The sequence below is a fragment of the Salmonella sp. 741265055_HSA genome (genome assembly GCF_046569525.1).
Lineage (GTDB): Bacteria > Pseudomonadota > Gammaproteobacteria > Enterobacterales > Enterobacteriaceae > Salmonella > Salmonella enterica.
Genome location: NZ_JBKFSQ010000002.1, coordinates 140,679 through 162,949, shown reverse-complemented (window position 1 = coordinate 162,949; position 22,271 = coordinate 140,679). Strand labels below are relative to the sequence as shown.

Below are 22,271 nucleotides of genomic sequence, written 5' to 3'. Positions count from 1 at the left end.
CATCGCTCAGGCCGTTTTTCTCGCCAGCATTGTAGCAAAGCGCAGTTTGATACGGTTGCCGTTTTCGTCCGTGCGGTGAAGCTCGCCGACATCTTCGTTGTATTTCAGCATGTCCCATCCTTCGTAATAGCGGCGTAATTCGCCTTCTTTAAAAGCGAACGGGAATCCCACCGTACAGGGAAAGTCCGGCGTATCCATTGCCGCAACAATCAAATTATACCCCCCGGGTTTTGTGCAGCGTTGCATATTGGCAATTAAACCGGGAATGGTTTGCGCCTCAAGAAACATCATAACCACCGTCGAGAGAATAAAATCGTACTCGCCGTCAAAGGTCAATGTATTCAGATCGACAATGTCGGTTTGCAGATTGTCCAGCCCTTCTGCCGTTTTAATACGCTCAAGGTTAGCCATACTGGCCGGATTTTTATCCCACGCGGTAACGTCATAACCGTTCGCGGCCAGATACAGACTATTGCGGCCATTGCCGCATCCCAAATCCAGCGTTCGGCCCGGCGCGATAACCTTTGCCGCCGCCAGCACATCCGAATGCGTGCGGGTTAATCCGTATTTCTCAGTAAAGTAATTTTCGTCACGAACGGTCATTTTTTTCCTCCGTTTTCAACAGTGCAGCGCGCTCAGTGCGAATAAGCAACGTCCCCTGCACCAGCAATAGAAATGTACGAACCAGCAATAAAGCGATAATAGCGTTAGTGAAAATAAACAGCGGGACGGCCAGAATATGGAAAAGCCCTGATTCACTACCGTGACCAAGATGTAACCCCGTGGTCGCCAGCGCGGAAACGCCGAACGAAAAACTCCAGAAGGAAGCATTAAACGGTTGTGATAAATACCAGGGCATTAATCGCAGCATAAATAAAAGTTGTAACAGACCGTAGCCGAATAGCATTTTCGCCAGCGTGTCGCCCTCCCCGCCATTGACGCTCAGCCAGGCGCTACAGGCGACCAGCGCGGGCGCCAGTTGGATACCCAGCGACGTACGCAGCACCGCCGGTAATTCGCCGCAGCTACGCAGTCGCTGCAAAATAACCGGTTCCAGACTTAACCACGAAAAAACGCCTGCGCCTAAAAACACCAGTCCGGCATCATTGTAACCGAGCGCTCCACAGGCCATAGCGCTGATAAAATTATTCGCTACCGTGGGCAAATAAAGCCCTGGGGTTGTGGCTTCTTCCGGATGCGCTCCGCGCCAAAGTCCCGCCGTCTGCCAGGCGGCATACGCCAGTTGTATGACGACCCCCACGCTGAATAACGCAACGGCCAACGGGCGATACCAGGGGACGAAGCCGATCGCGACCAGCATTGTGGTGGCGGGAAACAGGCTGACAAAACTGCTCATTACCGGATGTCGCACTTCAGCCATCACGCTATGGGGAAAGCGCACCAGACGGCTAAGGAACGCCAGGGTCAAGAGTCCCCAAATAATCATCGCCAGGATCACCATGATGTCGCCGGGCCAGTGGCTTATTGCCCATATCTGGCTGGCATAACGCCAGGCGAATCCCATACCGATAGTGCCAAGGACGATGCCAAAATAGCCCGCAGGCAGATTGAGCACGCGATCGCTCTGCTTGTGATTACGCATTTTGTTTAATTTATAAAGTATATTTGAAATGCATTTTATGGAATTTCTGGTTGTTTCGCCAGTACCTTTGCTACGGTTATCTTAATCGTTCACACGGAATTTCCCTATGACCAAATATCGACTGAGTGAAGAACCTCGTGCTTTTACTTATCAGGTAGACGGTGAGAAGAAAAGCGTCTTATTACGACAAGTTATTGCCGTAACGGATTTTAACGATGTTAAAGCCGGAACCTCCGGCGGCTGGGTTGATGCCGATAATGTGCTGTCACAACAGGGGAATTGCTGGATTTATGATGAAAACGCGATGGCCTTTGCGGGCACGGAAATTACGGGTAATGCGCGTATCACGCAGCCGTGCACGCTCTACAATAACGTGCGAATAGGCGATAACGTCTGGATTGATCGCGCTGATATCAGCGATGGCGCACGAATAAGTGACGACGTCACTATTCAGTCCTCTTCCGTGCGCGGAGAGTGTGCGATTTATGGTGATGCCCGCGTGTTAAACCAGTCCGAAATTCTCGCCATTCAGGGACTAACGCATGAACATGCGCAGATTTTACAAATTTACGATCGCGCCACCCTGAACCATTCGCGGATTGTCCATCAGGTACAGCTTTATGGCGACGCCACTATCACACACGCTTTTATTGAGCACCGGGCGGAGGTCTTTGATTTCGCGCTCATCGAAGGCAACAAAGACAATAATGTCTGGATCTGTGACTGCGCCAAAGTCTATGGCCATGCGCGGGTTATCGCCGGCACAGAGGAAGATGCGATCCCTACCCTTCGCTACAGCTCGCAGGTAGCGGAACATGCGTTAATCGAAGGCAACTGTGTGTTAAAACATCATGTGCTGGTAGGCGGACATGCTGAGGTACGCGGAGGCCCGATTTTACTGGACGACCGCGTGCTGATTGAAGGCCATGCCTGTATACAGGGCGAAATTCTGATTGAGCACCAGGTCGAGATTAGCGGACGGGCGGCGGTGATAGCCTTTGACGGCAATACTATTCACCTGCGCGGCCCAAAAGTGATTAATGGCGAGGATCGTATTACGCGTACCCCCTTAGTCGGTTCCCTTTAAACCGTATCAATAATGCGGGCATACATATTAACGTCGTGATAGTCGCCGTTAAGATATTCTGCCTGTTTCATACAGCCTTCCAGCGTAAAATGGTTGCGCCGTGCAACCGCATTACTGGCCTGATTATCAACGCGGCATTTAATGACAAAGCGCCGAATATCGCCGCGCCGGGCATAATGTGTCATCAGCGCCTGTAATGATTGCGACATTATCCCTTGTCCCTGGAGGGACTCATCCAGCCAGTAACCGATATAGGCGGCTTTGTTTATCGGTTCGATGGCATTAAATGAGAGTACGCCCGCCATCTCATTCTGGCAAAAAATCAGGTACATTTTGGCGTAACCACGCTGGTGCAACAGTATATTACCCTGCACATGCTTACGCGTTTCCTCCTGCGCCGTGACATATTGCGGCCAGTCGAGCGACTGTTGTAGCCACGCTTTGTTTTTGAGTACCAGTTGGTGCAGCGCCGGAACATGACTTTCATCTGCCGCTTGCAGTTCCAGCGTCGTGCTAACAGGAATAATTTCCACCATCGCGTTGCCCTTCTTCGTTGTTGGTCGTGATCACATAAATAGCCTGGTTTACCGATAACCCGCAGGTGATATGAGCGTTTTTATTGTATCGCCATCACATTATTTTTTATTGGCCATATTTAGCGTATTTCCGCGTGACACATTTCACACTTATCCAACCATTCTCCGCCTATAAAACGCTCAACGACTGATTGTTTTATCACCACGGAGACGCCAATGACCTTTTCTGTGCAGGAAACGCTTTTTTCTTTACTGCGGCTAAACGGGATTTCAGGACATGAAAGCAGTATTGCAAACGTTATGCAGCACGCGTTCGAACAGCAGGCCAAAGACGTCTGGCGGGATCGCTTAGGCAATGTTGTCGCCCGTTATGGCAGCGATAAATCCGACGCGCTTCGCCTGATGATTTTTGCGCATATGGATGAAGTGGGTTTTATGGTACGCAAGATCGAACCCTCCGGTTTTTTACGTTTTGAACGCGTGGGCGGCCCGGCGCAAATTACTATGCCCGGTTCGATTGTGACGCTTGCCGGACGTTCAGGCGATATCATGGGCTGTATCGGTATTAAAGCATATCACTTCGCGAAGGGTGACGAGCGCACCCAGCCACCCGCGCTCGATAAACTCTGGATTGATATCGGCGCAAAAGATAAAGCGGATGCCGAACGAATGGGTATTCAGGTGGGGACGCCAGTAACCCTTTACAACCCGCCGCACTGTCTGGGCAACGACCTGGTATGCAGTAAGGCGCTGGATGACAGGCTGGGGTGTACGGCGCTACTGGGCGTCGCCGAGGCCCTCGCCTCCACACCGCTCGATATCGCGGTATTCCTGGTCGCGTCGGTACAGGAAGAGTTCAATATTCGCGGCATTATTCCCGTTTTACGACGCGTGCGCCCCGACCTGGCGATTGGTATTGATATCACCCCATCCTGCGACACGCCTGACCTGCAGGATTACTCAGATGTGCGGGTCAACCACGGCGTCGGCATCACCTGTCTGAACTATCACGGACGCGGTACGTTGGCGGGACTGATTACGCCGCCGCGTTTGCTGCGGATGCTGGAGACCACCGCGCACGAAAATAATATTCCCGTACAGAGAGAAGTCGCGCCAGGCGTCATCACCGAAACCGGCTACATTCAGGTTGAACTGGACGGTATTCCCTGCGCCAGTCTTTCTATTCCCTGCCGCTATACCCACTCGCCAGCCGAAGTCGCCAGCCTGCGCGACCTGGCTGATTGTATCCGTTTACTGACTGCGCTGGCTAACATGTCGCCAGAACAGTTTCCCATTGAGCCTGAAACAGGCGCTACACAAGAGGCACGACCATGATGAAGAAGATCCTTGTGGCATGTGGTACCGGCATGTCGACATCCACCATGATTGCACAAAAACTGCAGGACTTTCTTGCGGAGCAAGGCATTGCGGCAACCACGGCGCAATGTTGTCTGAATGAGATCCCGTTGAACTGTAACGGTATGGATCTCATCGTAACGTCCATGCGTACGCACAGTGACTATGGCATCCCGACGCTCAACGGCGCCGCCCTGCTGACAGGCATCAACGACGACGCATTAAAACAAGAAATCAAGGCGCTGTTAACACAATAAAGGGGGCATTATGTTTGATTACATCCTGTCTCTCGGCGGCACCGTTTTTGTGCCCATCATTATGATTATCATCGGCTTAATCTTTCGTATTCCCTGGCTGCAGGCAGTGAAAGCCGGGGTGACGGTCGGCATCGGTTTTGTCGGCATGGGGTTGGTGATCGTCATGGCGATCGACAGTCTCAGTCCGCCGATTAAAGTGATGATTGAGCGTTTTGGCCTGACGCTGCATGTGTTTGACGTCGGCGCCGGGCCCGCGTCCGGCGTCGGCTATGCGACGGCCATCGGCGCGATGATCATTCCCGTTATCTTTCTGCTCAACGTCGGTATGTTGGTGACTCGTCTGACCAAAACCATGAACGTTGATATTTATAACTACTGGCACTACGCCATTACCGGAACGGTCGTCCAGTTGATGACCGGCAGTCTGATTTATGGCGTACTGGGCGCGATTTGTCACGCCGCCTTGTCGTTGAAAATGGCCGACTGGACGGCGAAACGAGTACAGAACATTGTGGGTCTGGAAGGGATTTCTATTCCGCAAGGGTATGGCTCCAGTTCCGTGCCGTTGTTCGTATTGCTGGATGCGATATACGAAAAAATACCGTTTATGAAAGGACGCAATATTGACGCTCAGGAGATCCAAAAACGGTATGGGATGGTCGGCGACCCGGTGATCATTGGCGTTGTTCTCGGACTGATCTTCGGACTTGCCGCAGGCGAAGGCTTTAAAGGGTGCGCAACCTTAATGATTACCGTGGCGGCGATTATGGTGCTGTTTCCGCGCATGATTCGCCTTATCGTTGAGGGATTAATGCCCATTTCCGACGGCGCGCGTAAGTTCTTCCAGAAACACTTTAAAGGGCGCGAAGTCTTTATCGGTCTGGATACCGCAGTGACGTTAGGCCACCCGACCACCATCGCGGTTGGACTGCTGTTAATTCCCATCATGTTAATTCTGGCGAGCATACTGCCGGGCAATAAAGTCCTGCCGTTGGCTGATTTACCGGTTGCGCCGTTTTTTATCTGCATGGCCACGGTTATTCATCGCGGCGATCTGATTCGTACTCTGCTCAGCGGCATCATTGTCATGATTACCGTTTTGCTGATCGCCACCCAGTTCGCACCGTACTTTACCGATATGGCGCTCAAAGGCGGCTTTAGTTTCGCCGCTGAAAACGCGCAAATTACTGCGCTGTCGGTGGGAAACATGTTTGGCTGGTCAATATCTGAATTGATGTCGCTGGGCATGATTGGCGTGGTTATTGTGGTCGGCATTGTCGCCAGCATCATACTTGTCTTACGTAAACGTGAACTACCGGAATAAGGAGCAACCCAGAATGAGTTGGCTAAAAGAGGTAATAGGAACAGAAAAAGCCGTTATCGCCATGTGCCATTTACGGGCGCTGCCGGGCGATCCCGGGTTCGATACCAGGAAAGGCATGAACTGGGTAATTGACCGCGCCCATGACGATTTAATGGCGCTACAAAATGGCGGCGTGGATGCAGTGATGTTCTCCAACGAATTTAGTCTGCCTTATTTAACGAAAGTCAGACCGGAAACGACCGCCGCGATGGCAAGAATCATCGGTCAGTTAATGAGTGAAATTCGCGTACCGTTTGGGGTAAACGTGTTGTGGGACCCTGTGGCCTCGTTTGATTTGGCGATGGCGACCGACGCAAAATTTATTCGCGAAATTTTCACCGGCGCTTACGCCAGCGATTTTGGCGTCTGGGATACGAATGTCGGCGAAACCATTCGCCATCAGCATCGCATCGGCGCAGGCCACGTGAAAACGCTGTTTAACATCGTGCCGGAAGCGGCGGTGTATCTGGGAAACCGGGATGTCTGTTCAATTGCGAAATCGACCGTATTTAACAATAACCCCGATGCCCTGTGCGTCTCGGGGCTGACGGCGGGCGCTCGCACGGATAGCGCCATACTGAAGCGGGTAAAAGAGACCGTCCCCGACACGGTCGTGCTGGCGAATACCGGGGTGTGTCTGGAAAACGTCGAGGAGCAGCTCTGCATTGCCGACGGATGCGTAACGGCAACCACGTTTAAAAAAGACGGCGTCTTCGCCAACTTTGTCGACCAGGCGCGCGTGGCGAAGTTTATGGAGAAAGTACGCCATATCCGACAATAAAATGGGGATAAGCAAAACGCTTATCCCCTGCAGAGAGCGATAACTCTTCTGCCGATCTCCGTCGCCTTCGCCAAAAGACACGCCGGGGATCGGTTCCAGAGTAACCCGAACCGGCAAGGAGTCAACGATCGATGATTAATGATGTTAAGTGGGTTCAGGCGCAACGCCATGCCAGCGACTGGCGACACGCGCTGGATATCGCCGTTCGTCCGCTGATTACCTTCGGCGCGGCGGCCCCCTGCTACCTGGACGGTATTATTGAGAACACCCTTAAATGGGGGCCATATTATCTTATCGCGCCGGGGATTGCGCTGCCCCATGCCAGACCAGAGCAAGGCGCCAACCATAATCAAATCAGCGTCACTACGTTAGCAACGCCGGTCGCTTTCGGTAATGCGGATTGCGATCCCATCTGGCTGTTGCTTTGCGCCAGCGCCACGGATGCCGAAGCACATATTCGCACCATTCAACGCATCAGCCAGTGGCTCGACTCGCCGGAAAGCGTCGCGATGCTGCAAGATGCGCCAAATGACGCCGCGCTTTTCGCGCAATTAACCGCATTGCGCTGATGGAGGTTCCGATGATCCTGCACCCTTCACTGGCCTCCGCCGATCCGCTGCGCTATGCCGAGGCGTTGACCGCTTTACACGATGTGCCTCTCGGCTCGCTGCATCTGGATATCGAAGATACCAGTTTCATCAACAATATTACCTTCGGTATGAAAACCATTCAGGCAGTCGCACAATACACTCGCCATCCGCTCTCATTTCACCTGATGGTCTCATCACCGCAACGCTGGTTACCCTGGCTTGCAGCTATCCGCCCCGGCTGGATTTTCATTCATGCCGAAAGCGTGCAAAACCCCTCGGAGATTCTGGCGGATATTCGCGCTATCGGGGCGAAAGCAGGACTGGCGCTTAACCCGGCAACGCCGCTATTGCCTTATCGTTATCTGGCATTGCAACTGGATGCGCTGATGATCATGACCAGCGAACCCGACGGACGCGGACAGCAATTTATCGCCGCGATGTGTGAAAAAGTGAGCCAGAGCAGAGAGCATTTCCCTGCTGCGGAATGCTGGGCGGACGGCGGTATTACACTTCGCGCCGCACGGCTGCTTGCCGCCGCAGGCGCACAGCATCTGGTGATTGGCCGGGCGTTGTTCACGACGGCGAACTATGATGTGACGTTGTCACAATTCACCGCGCTATAAAGGAGTCATATGCTGATGAGCCAACAGCGCCCCGACCGTATCAAACAGATGTTGCATTACCTTTGGCAACACAGGCACCTCTCAACACAGCAAGCTATTGAGCTTTTTGGCTATGCAGAGGCAACCGTGCGCCGGGATTTTCACTATATCGCCAGCCGTTATCCCGGTATGGTTCGCGGCCATGGTTGTATTGACTTCGACGACAGTACGGAAGATAAAGAATATGTTTTCGACGTTAAGCGAACGTTACAAAGCGAGGCGAAACGCGAAATCGCCGCCCTCGCCCGCACGTTCATCAAGGATGGCGACTGTTTTTTTCTCGACTCCGGCTCCACCTGTCTGGAACTGGCAAAATGTCTGGTCGACGCCAAAGTAAAAGTCATTTGCAATGACATCAAAATCGCTAATGAACTGGGTGGCTTCCCACACGTAGAGAGCTACATTATTGGCGGACTGATTCGCCCCGGTTACTTTTCGGTGGGCGAGAGTCTGGCGCTGGAGATGATTAACGCCTTTGCCGTTGAACGCGCCTTTATCTCCTGCGATGCGCTGTCGATTGAAACGGGCATCACCAACGCTACCATGTTTGAAGTGGGCGTTAAAACGCGCATCATTCAGCGCTCACGCGAGGTCATATTGATGGCCGATCACTCAAAGTTTGATACTGTAGAACCCCATGCGGTGGCGACGCTGTCCTGTATTACTACCATTCTTAGCGACAGTGCGCTCCCATCTGCTATCGCCCGACGTTATCAGCAAGCGGGGTGCCGTCTCATCATGTCAGATCCCTCATCAGGAGCGCGTTAATGGACATCAGGCAAATGAACAAAACCCATCTGGATCACTGGCGCGGATTGCGAAAACAGCTCTGGCCAGGTCACCCGGATGACGCCCATCTGGCGGACGGCGAAGAAATTCTGCAAACCGATCATCTGGCATCATTTATTGCGATGGCAGACGGGGTGGCGATTGGCTTTGCGGATGCCTCAATCCGCCACGATTATGTCAATGGTTGCGACAGTTCGCCCGTGGTTTTCCTTGAAGGTATTTTTGTTCTCCCCTCATTCCGTCAACGCGGCGTAGCGAAACAATTGATTGCAGCGGTGCAACGATGGGGAACGAATAAAGGGTGTCGGGAAATGGCCTCCGATACCTCGCCGGAAAATACAATTTCCCAGAAAGTTCACCAGGCGTTAGGATTTGAGGAAACAGAGCGCGTCATTTTCTACCGAAAGCGTTGTTGAGGGAAATATTCAGGCTCTTTATAGAGAAGTGGTCACTGATTAAAAAGCAGCCTCAATATACAATAATTCCTGTTTCTAAAACGGAGTCCATCAGGACGTCGGGAATAAGACCCGGCAGATGCATGCCGGGCCTTCATTGCTTACGGTCTTGAGGCCGTACCGTCTGGTGTGCGCGCCATTGTCCAGGATGGGATTCCCCCCTCGCACGGATATTTCGCCGCTTTGGCTTCATCAATGTCAATACCCAGACCCGGCTTATCGTTCAGATAGGCATAACCGTGGTCAATCTCAGGGCAGCCCGGGAAGACATCACGCAGCGCGTCGTTCATTGGCGTGTATTCCTGAATGCCAAAGTTCGGTGAACTCAAATCCAAATGCATATTGGCGCAAACCCCGACTGGAGAAATGTCGCCCGGCCCGTGCCATGCGGTGCGCACACCGTTCAGTTCGCTGTAGACAGCAAGTTTCTTCGCCGGCGTAATGCCGCCGATGGTACTCACGTGGCAGCGAATGTAGTCGATGAGCCTGTTGTCGATGAGCGGCTTCCACTCATTCACATTCACAAACAGCTCACCCATGGATATCGGAGTGGAAGACTGCTGGCGCAGCATTTTCAGCCAGTCGATGTTTTCCGGTGCCACCGGATCCTCAAGATAAAATAGTTGATACTGTTCAAGCGTTTTGGCCAGATTAATGGCAGTCACCGGGGTCACGCGCTCATGTACATCATGAATAAATTCGATGCCAAAACCGAGCTTGTTACGCAGGTGGTCGAACAGACGCGGAACGCTTTTGGCGTAGGCGTCCGGGTCAAAGTAGATGCCGGGCGTTTTGCTGCGCGGTGAACGTTTCGGCTGAATGTTCTTCGCACGAGCTAGCTGCGTGGCGATCAGTTTAAGGTCATCGGTCCCCGCACCACCGTACATTCCCATCTGGCAGCGAACGTACTGGTAACCCTCTTCCATTCTGGCTCGGATGTTATCTTCCACTTCAACTTCATCGCCACCGTCGGTGTGGCAGTACAGCGGGATCCCATCACGGCATTTGCCGCCCAGCAGATCATAAACCGGCATCCCCGCTAGCTTACCTTTGATATCCCACAGTGCCATGTCCACGCCGGACAATGCATTGTTCATGATCGGGCCATTGCGCCAGTAGCCGCTCACCACACCTGACTGCCAGATGTCCTCAATACGGGTCGGATCTTTGCCAACCAGAAAAGGCACCATGTACTCATCGATCGCGCTTTTTACCGCGAAGATACGCTGAGTAAATGTCGCGCATCCCAGCCCATACAGCCCTGGCTCGTTGGTTTCTATCTTAACGACTGCCAAATCAATGCCGCCCGGTGCCGTCAGAATCGTTTTCACGTTGGTAATTTTCAGGTTACTCACTTTCACTCCTTAACTCAGCGAATTTACCGCATGTCATACCGTTGTGGATGATACAACATATATACGTAAGTTGTCCTACAACTTTACGCTGTTATATCACGCTTCTTTTACAGCAGATCGCTGCGAGTGTCATTCTGTGACAGCGATCAAACTGCGTTAAATTTAAACCAAATATATACATATAATTCAATTAATTAATATTAATTACGCGGTCGCCATGTGGAGCTGTTTGTGATCCTTGTTGCAAATTCATGGGTGAACTGTTGATTTTATCAGGGTGAAAATTCAACCTTAAAAAAGGATAGTCGTCATACAAATTAAACAAGTGAGGAAACAACATGACCGCTTTATTTGATTTAACTGGGAAAACGGCGCTGGTAACGGGTTCTGCACGAGGACTGGGCTTTGCCTACGCAGAGGGTCTTGCCGCTGCGGGTGCACGGGTTATCCTGAATGATATTCGCGCCACGCTGTTGGCCGAATCAGTGGATACGCTGACCAGAAAAGGCTACGACGCACATGGCATGGCTTTTGACGTCACCGATGAACTGGCGATTGAGGCAGCTTTTAGCAAACTTGATGCAGAAGGGATCCATGTTGATATCCTGATCAATAACGCCGGTATTCAGTACCGCAAACCAATGGTCGAGCTGGAGCTGGAAAACTGGCAGAAGGTGATCGACACTAACCTGACCAGCGCATTTTTAGTCTCCCGCTCGGCGGCAAAACGGATGATCGCCCGCAACAGCGGCGGCAAAATTATTAATATCGGCTCGCTCACCAGCCAGGCGGCCCGCCCGACTGTTGCCCCGTACACGGCAGCAAAAGGCGGCATCAAAATGCTCACCTGCTCGATGGCTGCAGAATGGGCGCAGTTTAATATCCAGACCAACGCCATTGGACCTGGCTACATTCTGACCGACATGAACACCGCGCTTATCGAAGACAAGCAGTTCGATAGCTGGGTGAAAAGCAGCACCCCTTCTCAGCGTTGGGGTCGTCCGGAAGAGCTCATCGGCACCGCTATCTTCTTATCATCCAGAGCATCTGATTATATCAACGGGCAGATTATTTACGTCGATGGTGGCTGGCTCGCAGTTTTATAAGTCGCCCGCACTCTACCTACTCGCCTTTAAAATTGATGGCATGTGTTCACCCCGATGCATGCCGATATAACACAGGTATTATTATGAAGGCTTCAAGACAACGACTCTTTATTCTCACATTGCTGTTTATTGTGACTGCAATTAATTATATGGATCGCGCCAATCTTGCCGTTGCTGGTTCGAATATCCAGAATGATTTCAGTCTGACGCCAACACAACTGGGTTTGCTTTTCTCCATGTTTACCTGGGCCTACGCTGCCAGTCAAATTCCTGTCGGCTATGTTCTTGATCGTATTGGCTCACGTATTCTTTATGGTGGTGCGATTATTCTGTGGAGTATTTTTACCTTTATGATGGGGTTCGCCTCACACCATTTATTCGCGACGGCAACCGCTTCATTTGCAATGCTTCTGGCCTGCCGCGCATTAATTGGTATTGCCGAAGCGCCATCCTTCCCGTCTAACACAAAAATAATTGCCACCTGGTTCCCGGACCATGAACGTGCCCGTGCGACCGCGATTTATTCCAGTGCACAATATATCGGTCTCGCGCTGCTGACGCCTGCCCTCGCCTTTATTGTGGCTAACTACGGTTGGGAAATGTCGTTTTATCTGTCCGGTGGCGCCGGTATTCTGTTTGGCATCTACTGGCTTATGTATTACCGCGATCCACAGCACAGCACTGCTGTGAACCAGGCCGAACTGGATTATATCAAAGCAGGCGGCGGCTATGGCTCGGAGAATCAATCCTCCGTGAGTGCAAAAATTAGCTGGCAAAATATTAAATTCTTCCTCAGCAAAAAAACGATTTGGGGTTTGTTCATCACCCAGTTTGCCTGCTCGTCTACGCTCTATTTCTTCCTGACCTGGTTTATTGTTTACCTGGAAAAAGGACTGCATCTCTCTATTTCCAAAGCCGGGATAGGCGCCATGCTGCCCTATATTATGGCGATGCTTGGGGTGCTCTGTGGCGGTACGCTAAGCGACATGCTGCTGAAAAAAGGAAAATCCCGAACGCTGGCACGAAAATTACCCGTTATGGCTGGCCTGTGCGTCACAATGATTATTGGCCTGGTCAATTTCTTTGAAAACCAGCCGGTTATTGCGATTGTCATTCTGTCTGTTGCGTTCTTTGCCAACGCCTTTTCAAACCTGGGCTGGGTGGTCTGGAGCGATGTGATTCCCCGTAATTTTCTCGGCACTATGGGTGGCTTTTTAAATATTTGCGGCAACCTTTCGGGGATCGTTAGCCCAATTGTTATTGGGGTTATTCTCCAGCGCACGCAAAACTTCCAGTATGCCATGTGGTATATCGCAGGCGTCGCCGGACTGGGCTTATTAGCCTACATATTCCTGGTGGGCAAAATTGAAGTGATCCTGCCTGAAAAAAAGAATACCGCCACTGTAGATAAGAATGCCATTAACCCGGCAACTGCCAACAAATAATGAGGTCATTATCAAAATGGAAAAAATAACTTGTAACGCTTGTCTGGCCCATGCGGAAAAAGACGTACGCTTTGAATCACGTGAAATTGAGCACAGTGAACATGACGTCGTCGTGAAGGTCGCCTGCGGCGGCATCTGTGGCTCTGATATTCACTACTATCAGCATGGCCGCGCGGGGATGTCTGTCCTCAAGCACCCGATGGTGATTGGCCATGAGTTTGTTGGCGTGATCGGCAAAGTGCCAGCAGGCAGCGATCTGAAAGTGGGCCAGACGGTTGCGGTGAACCCGTCCAGCCCCTGCAATCAGTGCGAGATGTGCCTTTCCGGCCATCAAAATCTGTGCGGCTCCATGCGCTTTATGGGCAGCGCGCAGTTCAATCCGCATGTGAATGGCGGTTTTTCTGAATACGTGGTGGTAAAACCGGAGCAATGCATTCCTTACGATAGGCGCGTGCCCGCAAACGTGATGGCCTTTTCGGAACCGCTGGCGGTCGCCATTCATGCAGTAAAAAAGGCGGGCCAGTTGACCGGCAAACGCGTACTGGTGATTGGCGCAGGCCCCATTGGTTGTCTGATCCTCGCGGCGGCGCGCAGTGCCGGAGCATCTGAACTGGTGGCATCCGATCTCAGCCCACGCTGTCTGGAACTGGCACGCCAGATGGGGGCCACAGCGGTGATGGATCCGCGCGATGAAGAACAGGTTGCCCATTATCAGCAGCATAAAGGCTACTTTGATGTCGTGTTTGAGGCCTCCGGCGCGCCGATTGCCGTGGCATCTACCGTCGACTTCACCCGCCCTGCCGGCACCATCGTTCAGGTGGGGATGGGTGCCAGCCCGGTAAGCTGGCCAGTGTCAACGATGCTGGTTAAAGAACTCAACTGGGTCGGCTCATTCCGTTTTATCGGTGAGTTCATCACCGCGGTACGCTGGCTGGAGGATGGGCGCGTCGATCCTCGCCCGCTTATCAGCGCCGAGTTCCCGCCCCAGCAAATTGAAGACGCGCTGATTACCGCCACAGACAAAAATGTCTCTGCTAAGGTACTCATTCGTTTCGATTAACGGTGAAAAGCGCTCGGCCGGGCGCTTTGTTCTTAAAAGAGAATTGTTATATAATAAGTCACTTCAGCGACATCTTAACGGATACCCATCTTGAGCATAAAATCCATTCAAAAACAGAATGTTGTAAATGAAATTTATGATCAGATAAGCAGCAAACTACTGGACGGCAGTTGGGCGCCGGGTAGCCGTTTGCCCTCAGAAGCGGAGCTGACCACCTCATTTAACGTCAGCCGGGTCAGCGTTCGCAGCGCAGTGCAGCGTTTTCGTGACCTGGGGATTGTGGTGACGCGTCAGGGCAGCGGCAGCTACGTGAGCGAAAACTTCACTCCGCAGATGTTGAGTAACGATCCCCGCCCAATCATGCACCTTAGCCGCGAAGAGTTTCACGATATGATGATTTTTCGTCAGACTGTGGAGTTCAAATGCGTGGAGCTCGCCGTCACACACGCCACCGATGATGACATTCGCCAGCTCGAAGAAGCATTGAATAACATGCTGATCCACAAAGGTGATTATAAAAAATACTCGGAAGCGGACTACGAGTTCCATCTGGCGATTGTCAGGGCATCGCACAACAGCGTGTTCTACAACGTGATGAGCTCGATTAAAGACATCTATTACTACTATCTTGAAGAGCTTAACCGTGCGCTGGGTATTACCCTTGAAAGTGTGGAAGCCCATATCAAGGTCTACATGTCCATAAAGAATCGCGATGCCAGCACGGCAGTCGAAGTGCTCAATGAAGCGATGTCAGGCAACATTATTGCGATCGAGAAAATCAAATCTACAGAGACATCAGGGACAAAATAACCGTTGGTTACAAGCTCAACTAGTAGAACACTTTAGCATATCTGAATCCGAAATAGTTGCCATCAACGGAGTAAAGTGATCCATCAACTATTTAGTGACATAGTCCCACTTTAAAATCGTGGCAGTGCGGCCTGAAATCAGCGAAGCTTCAAATAGCCAAGCCCCAGGCCCCCCCTTAACATACAATAATTTGCATCATCATTCCCTTTATTGCTTAACCGCTTCTGCCTGGATTTTTACATCGACAACTTTCGTCATCCCCATATCGACCAGATAATCTACCCCCCACTGGGTGCGATCTATTTGCGTGACAAAATCACCGCCGCAAACCTGTGCCTTGAATATCGGACTCATATAACAGCCAAACTTGGTGGTGGTTAAGGTGACGGGCTTAGTTACTCCCTTCATTGTTAACAAACCGTCAATAGAAACCGGTTTATTATCTCCAAAATGCCATTTTGTTGATTTAAATACTATTTCTGGATATTTTTCTGCATCCAGAATATCGCTACTGCGGATATGATTATCAAACGCATCCACCCCGGTATTTAAGGCGGTCACGGGAATCGTCACGCGCATCTCTGCGACTTGCTTTTCCGGCTGATATTTCAGCTCACCGCTAATAGCATAAAACCCGCCATGATTGGTTGAGGTCTGGAAATGATCGATATTAAATACCGCATTGGTATGCGTATTATCAAATTTATATACATCTGCATGAGCAGCACTTAATAAACCCAGAGACAGGACAGCACCAAGAAAACTCTTTTTCATTATATTCACTTTATATCTTAAATAAGGTGAAGCTATCTTAATGTTCCCTGTCCGCAGGATCGAGAGGGAGAAACAGGAAGGACTGTTGCAAAAATAGAACGATGGAAAGACCGTATCACAAAAACAGCGGATCACGAGTGAGTTTATGTCAGGGCTATTTCCGGAACCTGTACCGCCTTTGTGGCGGTACAGAAGGCAAACTGACTAACGCATGATACGATCGTCGACATAACGGCGCTTATCCGGCGCGGGCGGGAAATACTGATACAGCCAGGTTTCGCTGATAGCCTCCCCCTGGCAGCGCAGGAACATACGCATATCCACCGGTGCCGTAGAATCCGAGGTCGGATACCAGTCAAACTGGATACGATAACCGTCGAAAGGCTCAACGTAGAGGATCTCAATCTGCTTCGCCTCACCGCTGGAGAGCGTAATCACCGGCTCAATGCCTTTTGGCGCGGCCGCTTTCAGATCGCCGCCGACAAAATCAATAGCAAAACGGCGCGCCCATTTATCCGGGTAATGTTCGCCCGGCGCCCAACCTTCGGGAAAGCCGCCCATCCCTGTACGGGTCGCCATGACCCGCGCAAGCGGGGATTGTACCGGCGGCTGCGCGCTCCAGTACAAACGATAATTGAACGCCAGCGTATCCCCGGCTTTGATCGCTTTTTCCGGCTGCCAGAAACAGACCACATTATCCAGAGTTTCGCCAGTGGTTGGGATCTCCATCAGGCTAACCGCGCCTTTCCCCCACTTACTGCGCGGCTCCACCCACAGGCTCGGACGTTTGTTGTACCAGCCCATCACATCCTGATAATGCGAGAAATCGCGATCGAGTTGCAGCAGGCCGAACCCTTTCGGGTTATCGTCCATATATGCATTGAACTGCAATTTCTGCGGATTATTCAGCGGGCGGCAAATCCACTCGCCATTACCCCGCCACATCGCCAGCCGATCGGAATCGTGAATTTGCGGATGAATGGTGTCGCATACCCGACGTTCATTGTTCCCACAGCTAAACATACTGGTCATCGGCGCAATGCCAAGTTGCTTAATATCTTTACGGGCGTAGAGATGGTTTTCTACATCCATGATCACCTGCGATTTTTCGCAGTGGATCACAAATTTATACGCGCCCGTCACGCTGGCGCTGTCCAGCAGAGCGTAAACGGTAAACGTAGTATCGCCCGGCTTCGCGGTGTCAAACCAGAATGCGGTGAAGTCAGGGAACTCTTCCTGACCGTCAGTATAGGTATCTATCGCCAGCCCGCGAGCCGACAGGCCATACTGATAAGTATCATCTACCGCCCGGAAGTAACTGGCGCCCAGGAAGGAGACGACATCGCGCCGCGCCAGTTCCGGCGCTTTAAAGACACGGAAACCGGCGAAACCGAGATCGCTCTGCCCTTCCAGTTGCGTCGTATCGACGCCGGCATCGTTGTATTTAAACAGTTCCGGGCGAAAATGAATCTCGCGAGCAAGATGCGTCGTCGTATCAACGGAAAACATGCGTACGCGACGACGAAAGCCCATCCCTACGTGGAAAAACTGAATATCGAGCTGCCGGTTGGCAACACCGTTCCAGAGTGAATGCGCCGCGTCATACTGAATGCTGTTATAGGCCTGCGGCGTCAGATTGGCGAGCGTATCCGGCAAGGGTCCCGGCGCGCCGCGCCAGGGCTTTTTCGCTAACGCCTGGGCCATTGATTGCAGACCAGCAAAATCAAAACGGACAATTTTACCATCCGCAATATCGGATTCCGCGGCAAACGCCGCCTGAGAAAAGAGGGAAGCAATACCGCTGGAACCGCACACGGCGGCCATTGCCATTGAACCTTTAATAAATCGTCTACGATTCATACCTGAAAATGAGTCCTTCTGGTCTTGTGAATGGTCCCGCGCTGGTTTTTTCAGCAGCAAGAATGTGCCCGTTTCTGACCGCTCACTCTAGACAAAATTCATTAATAATCCAATTGTTGGTCGCCTGGAAACTGTGCAAAAGCGTAAATATTTTATGTCGATAAGAACCGACCGAATCGGATGTAAACCTTACGCAGCATTCTTCAGGTTATGAAAAGTTTATTCCAGACTAACGTGATGTTTCATGACTCGTTTAAACAGCGCCAGACGCGCACGCATAAAGCGGTTTTCCACTTTAAAACCGGCAAGTTTGTTCAGCCCAATCCGCAACAGACGATCTCGCCCCCGAATGCTGGCGGGCCAGCGAACCGGACCGTGCAGCACGTCGCGCGTGCGGCTGGCATGACGTGCGAAATTCACCCAGTAATCCGCCACCTGCGAGGCAAAGGCCAGGTCATTCTCATTCACATAATGACATGTGGGCTCAGCCCGCGTTAACGTATCGAATACATACGGTATTTCATTGCCATGACAGGCGCCATTCGCGTAGGTGTTATGCTCCGCTTCGGCGACATAATCAAACCAGTAACGCCAGCACGGTTCGCCGATCCGCTGCTGCGCTTGCATGACGACATAACCCAACGTGGTAAATACCATATCCCGACAGACCTGCCGCCCTAGCGCTTCGTCGCCTTTCACTCCAGGATAAAGCAGCCGGATTAACCCCAGACCAACACGCCGCTCACGGCGCATTTTTTGAATTTGACCGGCAATATCGACGCCAAAAACTGCCAATACGCTGGCTTCATCGCTATTCGAGCCGATCATCACCGGTATCGGATGCTGTTTCGCCGCAAAGAAGGTTTCCAGCATCGGATGCGGCAGTACGACGTCGCCGGAAATCGGCGTCGGCGCAATTTTAAAAGGTGCGTCCAGCGGCCAAAACGTCTCTGCCGGTAAAGCGCGTAGCTGTTCGGCAGTGGCATGGGCTAAGCCAAGATGTTCCGCCAGCGCAACGCCTTTTTTTAGCGCCACCTCGCGGGGCGTATCCGGCAGCGTATAACCACTCTGAATAATCGCTTTATGAAAAAGCCCCTTCGCCAACGGCGAAGCCATCAACGACAGCACGCTGCGGGCGCCGGCGGATTCGCCAAATAACGTCACATTCTGCGTATCGCCGCCAAACGCAGCAATATTGTCCTGCACCCAACGCAGCGCAGCGATTTGATCGAGTAAAGCGAAATTATGAATACACTCCGCCCCTTCGCCTTCCAGCGCCGGATGCGCGAAAAAGCCCAGATGGCCAAGCCGATAATTGACCGTCACCACGATCGCGCCGCGCTTCGCCAGCGCTTGACCGTCATAGGGCGGCAAACTCCCCGCGCCAATGGTGTAACCGCCGCCGTGTAGCCAGACCATGACCGGCAACGGTTCATGACGCACGGCGGGAGCCCAGACGTTCAGATAGAGACAGTCTTCGGAAAAATTTCCCGGATCGCCACCGCCGAGTTCACGACACCAGGTAATATCCTGCCAACTGGCGCAGGAGAAACAATCCGCCTGGCGCACATCCTGCCAGGGCGTAACAGGCTGCGGCGCACGCCAGCGTAGCTCCCCTGTTGGCGGCGCGGCATAAGGTATACCGCGCCAGATATGGATTTCTTCCTGTACGACGCCCACGATTTTACCGTGACGCGTCGCCACCAGCGGGATGGAGGGATTCAACATAACGCCTTCCTTTTACAGTATCCTCACAGCCTGTGAAGCTTACCGCTTTTAAAGCAGACCGCAACGGCGTTTACTGCGTTCTTCCGCTTCCTGATATAACGAAAATTCATCCCGTACTGCACATCCCAGCGCCTGTTCAAAGGCGTCGCGGCTGGCATTACCGTGCCTTCTGGCCAGCGTTTCATTTCCCAAATTCGACTGAAAAATGCCGGCTGCGCTGACCGGAAGAAAATCTTCATAGGTAATCGGCTGCGCGATCACCCAACCGCGCTCAATAAGCGGCTGCGGATCGTCGCCAGGATGGATCGCCTGACGATGCGCCTCGCCGGAAGGCGTTAAGCGATAGCGGAACCAGGCAAGCCCCTGCTGGCGAAGCAGAAATTCGCTATCCGGAAAGGCGTTAAAGACCTCCTGCAAATGGAGTTGATGCGTGAAGTTATCCTTACCCGTTCCCGCCTTGTGCAACAGTTCGTCATATAATCGACGACCTTTTGGCGTCAGCGCGACGCCACGTTGCTCAATTTCGCCGAAGCGCGCCGTGTGCGTACCCTGCTTTTCATCAACGAAGAGCACCTGCTCTTCCAGGGCTTTGAAACTGGTTTGCCGCAACAGAATAGGCACTTCGCGGCGAGGCGGACCTTCGATAAGAGTTTTAGGCGTAATGCCGCACTCCGGCATCATGGCCTGTACCCGGTCGATATCCAGAGTACGCGGCGTCAGATGGTTAATGTGACATCCCGGGAAACAGACCACGTCGGCAATTAAACGATGCTCACGATGCAGGCTGCGGTACGTTTCTTCATCAACGGTAGCCTGACGATGCCAGCGAAAAGTCTCCAGCGTTTCACGGACGAACGCTTCGGCCTGAGCAGCGTTAAAACCGCCCTGCTCGTCGTACTCATCCAGCAATTGTCGGCAGCGTGATGTAAAAATATCCCGCTGCGATAAGATTTCCGCCGCCCGCTGGCGTAATGCCGCGTTTTCAATGAGCTCCAGGCGTAATAGCGAAGTGAACATGCGAAAGGGATTACGCGAGAGCGAAGCCTCGTCAATGGGACGAAATGCCGTGGAATGCACAGGCACGCCCGCCTGAGAGAGATCGTAATAACTTACTGGGTACATCCCCATGATGGCGAATATCCGACGCAAGGTAGAAAGTTCTTCTGCGGTGCCAACACGAATGGCGCCATGTCGTTCCACGTTCAATCGCGCCAGTTCATCGGCATTAGCCAACTGCTCATGCAGTTTGGGATTATTTTCCAGCACCGCCAGATTCACGTCAGCCACAAGTTCCAGTAACGTACCGTACTGCGGAACTTCCTGCTGGTACATTGCCGACATTGCCTGCGAAAAGTGTTCCCGAATCTCATCTGCCGTGATGGTGTTCGCCATAATGTCATGCCTCCAGTGAATGTTACCTGGAGTGTAGAAAACCTCATCCATTCCGGGGAGAAGAATTTATAAAGTGTGATCCGGCCTGAATTCATTATGCAGAACGGATTGACATGAGCTGGCATATCCCCGACCAGATCGCGGCTTAACACGCTTAACGGCCGTTGAATCATCAGTAAAATAAAACAGTTGTAACTTGAAATGGTAAAATGTTAATAATATTTTGCTATCAGGTTATCAAAAACAAACAACTTTACTTGTCACCCGCACGGCTCTGTTTTTAACATCGCTTATGGAAAAAAATGGTCTGTTTAGTCAGCGCATTCGGTTGCGCCACCTTCATACATTTGTCGCCGTTGCGCAACAGGGAACTCTGGGGCGCGCGGCTGAAACCCTTAACCTGAGCCAGCCAGCGCTTTCTAAAACGCTGAACGAACTGGAGCAACTCACCGGAACCCGTCTGTTTGAACGCGGGCGACTGGGCGCGCAATTAACGGTTCCTGGCGAACAATTTTTGACTCATGCGGTAAAAGTATTAGATGCATTGAATACCGCCGGGCAGGCGCTGAATCGCAAAGAGGACGCCAGCGCCGATGTGGTGCGTGTTGGCGCGCTCCCCACCGCTGCGCTGGGTATACTCCCGGCGGCTATTGGGCGGTTCCATCAACAGCAAAAATCGACCTCGTTACAGGTCGCGACCATGAACAATACGATGTTGCTTGCAGGTCTGAAGTCAGGCGAGATCGATCTGGGTATTGGCCGCATGTCAGACCCGGAATTAATGGGCGGTTTAAATTACGAACTGCTGTTTTTAGAATCGCTTAAATTAGTGGTACGCCCCGGTCATCCCCTGTTACAGGAGACGATCACGTTCAGCCGGGTTATGGAATGGCCGGTAGTCGTTTCGCCAAAAGGCACGGTACCGCGCCAGAATGCGGAAGCCCTGTTGCAAAGCCAGGGGTGTAAAATGCCTGCCGGATGTATCGAAACGCTATCCGCATCGTTATCACGACAACTGACCGTAGATTACGATTACGTCTGGTTCGTCCCCTCTGGCGCGGTTAAAGAAGATCTTCGCCAGGCGACGCTGGTCTCATTACCCGTGCCGACCCAGAGCGCGGGCGAACCGATAGGTATTCTTACGCGAGTTGATATCCCGCTCTCAACCGGGGCGCAAATGCTGATTGCGGCGATCCGTAAATCGATGCCGCTGTGATAGCGGCTGTCGGAGAATAAACGCGCCCGCGGCTAAAATAGCCCGC

The 22,271-nt window shown here is 52.1% G+C and carries 22 protein-coding genes; 14 read left to right on the top strand and 8 right to left on the bottom strand.

Annotated features, from left to right (window positions below; translation table 11 throughout):
- Positions 1 to 6: 6 nt before the first annotated feature.
- Together tehB and tehA are read right to left on the bottom strand one after the other, a co-directional pair.
- Positions 7 to 603, bottom strand: a complete 597-nt coding sequence (tehB, locus tag ACLD4K_RS02070) for a tellurite resistance methyltransferase TehB (RefSeq protein WP_411011308.1) — start codon at positions 601 to 603, stop codon at positions 7 to 9.
- Positions 590 to 1,603: a dicarboxylate transporter/tellurite-resistance protein TehA gene (tehA, locus tag ACLD4K_RS02065; RefSeq protein WP_183060409.1), complete on the bottom strand. Its 1,014-nt coding sequence runs from the start codon at positions 1,601 to 1,603 to the stop codon at positions 590 to 592. The genes tehB and tehA overlap by 14 nt, the downstream gene beginning before the upstream one ends.
- 106 nt (positions 1,604 to 1,709) lie before the next feature.
- On the opposite strand from tehA, the gene ydcK reads away from it, so the two are divergent.
- Positions 1,710 to 2,690, top strand: a complete 981-nt coding sequence (ydcK, locus tag ACLD4K_RS02060) for a YdcK family protein (protein WP_411011307.1) — start codon at positions 1,710 to 1,712, stop codon at positions 2,688 to 2,690.
- On the opposite strand, the gene rimL is transcribed toward ydcK, so the two are convergent.
- Positions 2,687 to 3,226, bottom strand: a complete 540-nt coding sequence (rimL, locus tag ACLD4K_RS02055) for a 50S ribosomal protein L7/L12-serine acetyltransferase (protein ID WP_411011306.1) — start codon at positions 3,224 to 3,226, stop codon at positions 2,687 to 2,689. The genes ydcK and rimL overlap by 4 nt on opposite strands.
- Positions 3,227 to 3,442: 216 nt before the next feature.
- Between rimL and ACLD4K_RS02050 the strand changes: the two genes are divergently transcribed.
- The 8 genes from ACLD4K_RS02050 (at position 3,443) to aac(6') (ending at position 9,440) form a co-directional block, all read left to right on the top strand.
- A complete protein-coding gene (locus ACLD4K_RS02050; RefSeq protein ID WP_000144623.1) occupies positions 3,443 to 4,561 on the top strand; it encodes a M42 family metallopeptidase in 1,119 nt (372 codons plus the stop codon).
- The gene (gene sgcB / locus ACLD4K_RS02045) at positions 4,558 to 4,839 is read left to right on the top strand and encodes a PTS sugar transporter subunit IIB SgcB (RefSeq protein WP_000976132.1); all 282 of its coding nucleotides are present in this window, start codon (positions 4,558 to 4,560) and stop codon (positions 4,837 to 4,839) included. The genes ACLD4K_RS02050 and sgcB overlap by 4 nt, the downstream gene beginning before the upstream one ends.
- A gap of 10 nt (positions 4,840 to 4,849) precedes the next feature.
- Positions 4,850 to 6,163 carry a PTS sugar transporter subunit IIC SgcC gene (gene sgcC / locus ACLD4K_RS02040; protein ID WP_000460835.1) on the top strand — a complete coding sequence of 438 codons (1,314 nt, stop codon included), beginning with the start codon at positions 4,850 to 4,852 and terminating at the stop codon, positions 6,161 to 6,163.
- Between the two features lie 13 nt (positions 6,164 to 6,176).
- Positions 6,177 to 6,983: a BtpA family protein SgcQ gene (sgcQ, locus tag ACLD4K_RS02035; RefSeq protein ID WP_000118615.1), complete on the top strand. Its 807-nt coding sequence runs from the start codon at positions 6,177 to 6,179 to the stop codon at positions 6,981 to 6,983.
- A gap of 131 nt (positions 6,984 to 7,114) precedes the next feature.
- Positions 7,115 to 7,552, top strand: coding sequence for an SgcA family PTS sugar transporter subunit IIA (gene sgcA / locus ACLD4K_RS02030; RefSeq protein ID WP_000606454.1), 438 nt, complete (start codon positions 7,115 to 7,117; stop codon positions 7,550 to 7,552).
- A gap of 11 nt (positions 7,553 to 7,563) precedes the next feature.
- The gene (locus ACLD4K_RS02025; RefSeq protein WP_000600620.1) at positions 7,564 to 8,196 is read left to right on the top strand and encodes a ribulose-phosphate 3 epimerase family protein; all 633 of its coding nucleotides are present in this window, start codon (positions 7,564 to 7,566) and stop codon (positions 8,194 to 8,196) included.
- A 15-nt stretch (positions 8,197 to 8,211) separates the two neighbouring features.
- Complete coding sequence (locus ACLD4K_RS02020) at positions 8,212 to 9,003, top strand: DeoR/GlpR family DNA-binding transcription regulator (protein ID WP_001670738.1); 792 nt, start codon at positions 8,212 to 8,214, stop codon at positions 9,001 to 9,003.
- Positions 9,003 to 9,440: a cryptic aminoglycoside N-acetyltransferase AAC(6')-Iy/Iaa gene (gene aac(6') / locus ACLD4K_RS02015; RefSeq protein WP_411011305.1), complete on the top strand. Its 438-nt coding sequence runs from the start codon at positions 9,003 to 9,005 to the stop codon at positions 9,438 to 9,440. The genes ACLD4K_RS02020 and aac(6') overlap by 1 nt, the downstream gene beginning before the upstream one ends.
- A 140-nt stretch (positions 9,441 to 9,580) precedes the next feature.
- Here the strand turns inward: aac(6') and ACLD4K_RS02010 are convergent, their stop codons facing one another.
- On the bottom strand, positions 9,581 to 10,834 hold the full coding sequence (locus ACLD4K_RS02010) for an enolase C-terminal domain-like protein (protein ID WP_411011304.1): 1,254 nt from the start codon (positions 10,832 to 10,834) through the stop codon (positions 9,581 to 9,583).
- Positions 10,835 to 11,172: 338 nt separating this feature from the next.
- On the opposite strand from ACLD4K_RS02010, the gene ACLD4K_RS02005 reads away from it, so the two are divergent.
- The 4 genes from ACLD4K_RS02005 to ACLD4K_RS01990 all read left to right on the top strand — a co-directional run bounded on the left by ACLD4K_RS02005 (position 11,173) and on the right by ACLD4K_RS01990 (position 15,255).
- Positions 11,173 to 11,940: an SDR family oxidoreductase gene (locus tag ACLD4K_RS02005; RefSeq protein WP_183060421.1), complete on the top strand. Its 768-nt coding sequence runs from the start codon at positions 11,173 to 11,175 to the stop codon at positions 11,938 to 11,940.
- Between the two features lie 83 nt (positions 11,941 to 12,023).
- Complete coding sequence (locus tag ACLD4K_RS02000) at positions 12,024 to 13,385, top strand: MFS transporter (protein ID WP_411011303.1); 1,362 nt, start codon at positions 12,024 to 12,026, stop codon at positions 13,383 to 13,385.
- Positions 13,354 to 14,445 (top strand): L-idonate 5-dehydrogenase, encoded by a 1,092-nt coding sequence (gene idnD / locus ACLD4K_RS01995; protein WP_411011302.1) that lies wholly within the window; start codon positions 13,354 to 13,356, stop codon positions 14,443 to 14,445. The genes ACLD4K_RS02000 and idnD overlap by 32 nt, the downstream gene beginning before the upstream one ends.
- A 90-nt stretch (positions 14,446 to 14,535) precedes the next feature.
- Positions 14,536 to 15,255, top strand: coding sequence for a FadR/GntR family transcriptional regulator (locus tag ACLD4K_RS01990; protein WP_000023780.1), 720 nt, complete (start codon positions 14,536 to 14,538; stop codon positions 15,253 to 15,255).
- A gap of 207 nt (positions 15,256 to 15,462) precedes the next feature.
- On the opposite strand, the gene ACLD4K_RS01985 is transcribed toward ACLD4K_RS01990, so the two are convergent.
- The 4 genes from ACLD4K_RS01985 to ACLD4K_RS01970 all read right to left on the bottom strand — a co-directional run bounded on the left by ACLD4K_RS01985 (position 15,463) and on the right by ACLD4K_RS01970 (position 21,009).
- Complete coding sequence (locus ACLD4K_RS01985; RefSeq protein WP_411011301.1) at positions 15,463 to 16,038, bottom strand: YceI family protein; 576 nt, start codon at positions 16,036 to 16,038, stop codon at positions 15,463 to 15,465.
- A 195-nt stretch (positions 16,039 to 16,233) separates the two neighbouring features.
- The gene (locus ACLD4K_RS01980; protein ID WP_080250317.1) at positions 16,234 to 17,889 is read right to left on the bottom strand and encodes a glucan biosynthesis protein D; all 1,656 of its coding nucleotides are present in this window, start codon (positions 17,887 to 17,889) and stop codon (positions 16,234 to 16,236) included.
- 219 nt (positions 17,890 to 18,108) lie between these two features.
- Positions 18,109 to 19,617, bottom strand: a complete 1,509-nt coding sequence (locus tag ACLD4K_RS01975) for a carboxylesterase/lipase family protein (RefSeq protein WP_000933983.1) — start codon at positions 19,615 to 19,617, stop codon at positions 18,109 to 18,111.
- Positions 19,618 to 19,665: 48 nt separating this feature from the next.
- On the bottom strand, positions 19,666 to 21,009 hold the full coding sequence (locus ACLD4K_RS01970) for a VOC family protein (RefSeq protein ID WP_183060431.1): 1,344 nt from the start codon (positions 21,007 to 21,009) through the stop codon (positions 19,666 to 19,668).
- 292 nt (positions 21,010 to 21,301) lie between these two features.
- Here ACLD4K_RS01970 and ACLD4K_RS01965 point away from each other — a divergent pair, with 292 nt between their 5' ends.
- Complete coding sequence (locus ACLD4K_RS01965; protein WP_183060433.1) at positions 21,302 to 22,225, top strand: LysR substrate-binding domain-containing protein; 924 nt, start codon at positions 21,302 to 21,304, stop codon at positions 22,223 to 22,225.
- The last annotated feature ends 46 nt before the right edge of the window (positions 22,226 to 22,271 follow it).

Excerpts from the sequence above, each read along its gene's own strand:
- tehB (WP_411011308.1), bottom strand. The coding sequence starts at position 603 with ATGACCGTTCGTGACGAAAATTACTTTACTGAGAAATACGGATTAACC.
- tehA (WP_183060409.1), bottom strand. The coding sequence starts at position 1,603 with ATGCGTAATCACAAGCAGAGCGATCGCGTGCTCAATCTGCCTGCGGGC.
- ydcK (WP_411011307.1), top strand. The coding sequence starts at position 1,710 with ATGACCAAATATCGACTGAGTGAAGAACCTCGTGCTTTTACTTATCAG.
- rimL (WP_411011306.1), bottom strand. The coding sequence starts at position 3,226 with ATGGTGGAAATTATTCCTGTTAGCACGACGCTGGAACTGCAAGCGGCA.
- ACLD4K_RS02050 (WP_000144623.1), top strand. The coding sequence starts at position 3,443 with ATGACCTTTTCTGTGCAGGAAACGCTTTTTTCTTTACTGCGGCTAAAC.
- sgcB (WP_000976132.1), top strand. The coding sequence starts at position 4,558 with ATGATGAAGAAGATCCTTGTGGCATGTGGTACCGGCATGTCGACATCC.
- sgcC (WP_000460835.1), top strand. The coding sequence starts at position 4,850 with ATGTTTGATTACATCCTGTCTCTCGGCGGCACCGTTTTTGTGCCCATC.
- sgcQ (WP_000118615.1), top strand. The coding sequence starts at position 6,177 with ATGAGTTGGCTAAAAGAGGTAATAGGAACAGAAAAAGCCGTTATCGCC.
- sgcA (WP_000606454.1), top strand. The coding sequence starts at position 7,115 with ATGATTAATGATGTTAAGTGGGTTCAGGCGCAACGCCATGCCAGCGAC.
- ACLD4K_RS02025 (WP_000600620.1), top strand. The coding sequence starts at position 7,564 with ATGATCCTGCACCCTTCACTGGCCTCCGCCGATCCGCTGCGCTATGCC.
- ACLD4K_RS02020 (WP_001670738.1), top strand. The coding sequence starts at position 8,212 with ATGAGCCAACAGCGCCCCGACCGTATCAAACAGATGTTGCATTACCTT.
- ACLD4K_RS02005 (WP_183060421.1), top strand. The coding sequence starts at position 11,173 with ATGACCGCTTTATTTGATTTAACTGGGAAAACGGCGCTGGTAACGGGT.
- ACLD4K_RS02000 (WP_411011303.1), top strand. The coding sequence starts at position 12,024 with ATGAAGGCTTCAAGACAACGACTCTTTATTCTCACATTGCTGTTTATT.
- idnD (WP_411011302.1), top strand. The coding sequence starts at position 13,354 with ATGCCATTAACCCGGCAACTGCCAACAAATAATGAGGTCATTATCAAA.
- ACLD4K_RS01980 (WP_080250317.1), bottom strand. The coding sequence starts at position 17,889 with ATGAATCGTAGACGATTTATTAAAGGTTCAATGGCAATGGCCGCCGTG.
- ACLD4K_RS01975 (WP_000933983.1), bottom strand. The coding sequence starts at position 19,617 with ATGTTGAATCCCTCCATCCCGCTGGTGGCGACGCGTCACGGTAAAATC.
- ACLD4K_RS01970 (WP_183060431.1), bottom strand. The coding sequence starts at position 21,009 with ATGGCGAACACCATCACGGCAGATGAGATTCGGGAACACTTTTCGCAG.
- ACLD4K_RS01965 (WP_183060433.1), top strand. The coding sequence starts at position 21,302 with ATGGAAAAAAATGGTCTGTTTAGTCAGCGCATTCGGTTGCGCCACCTT.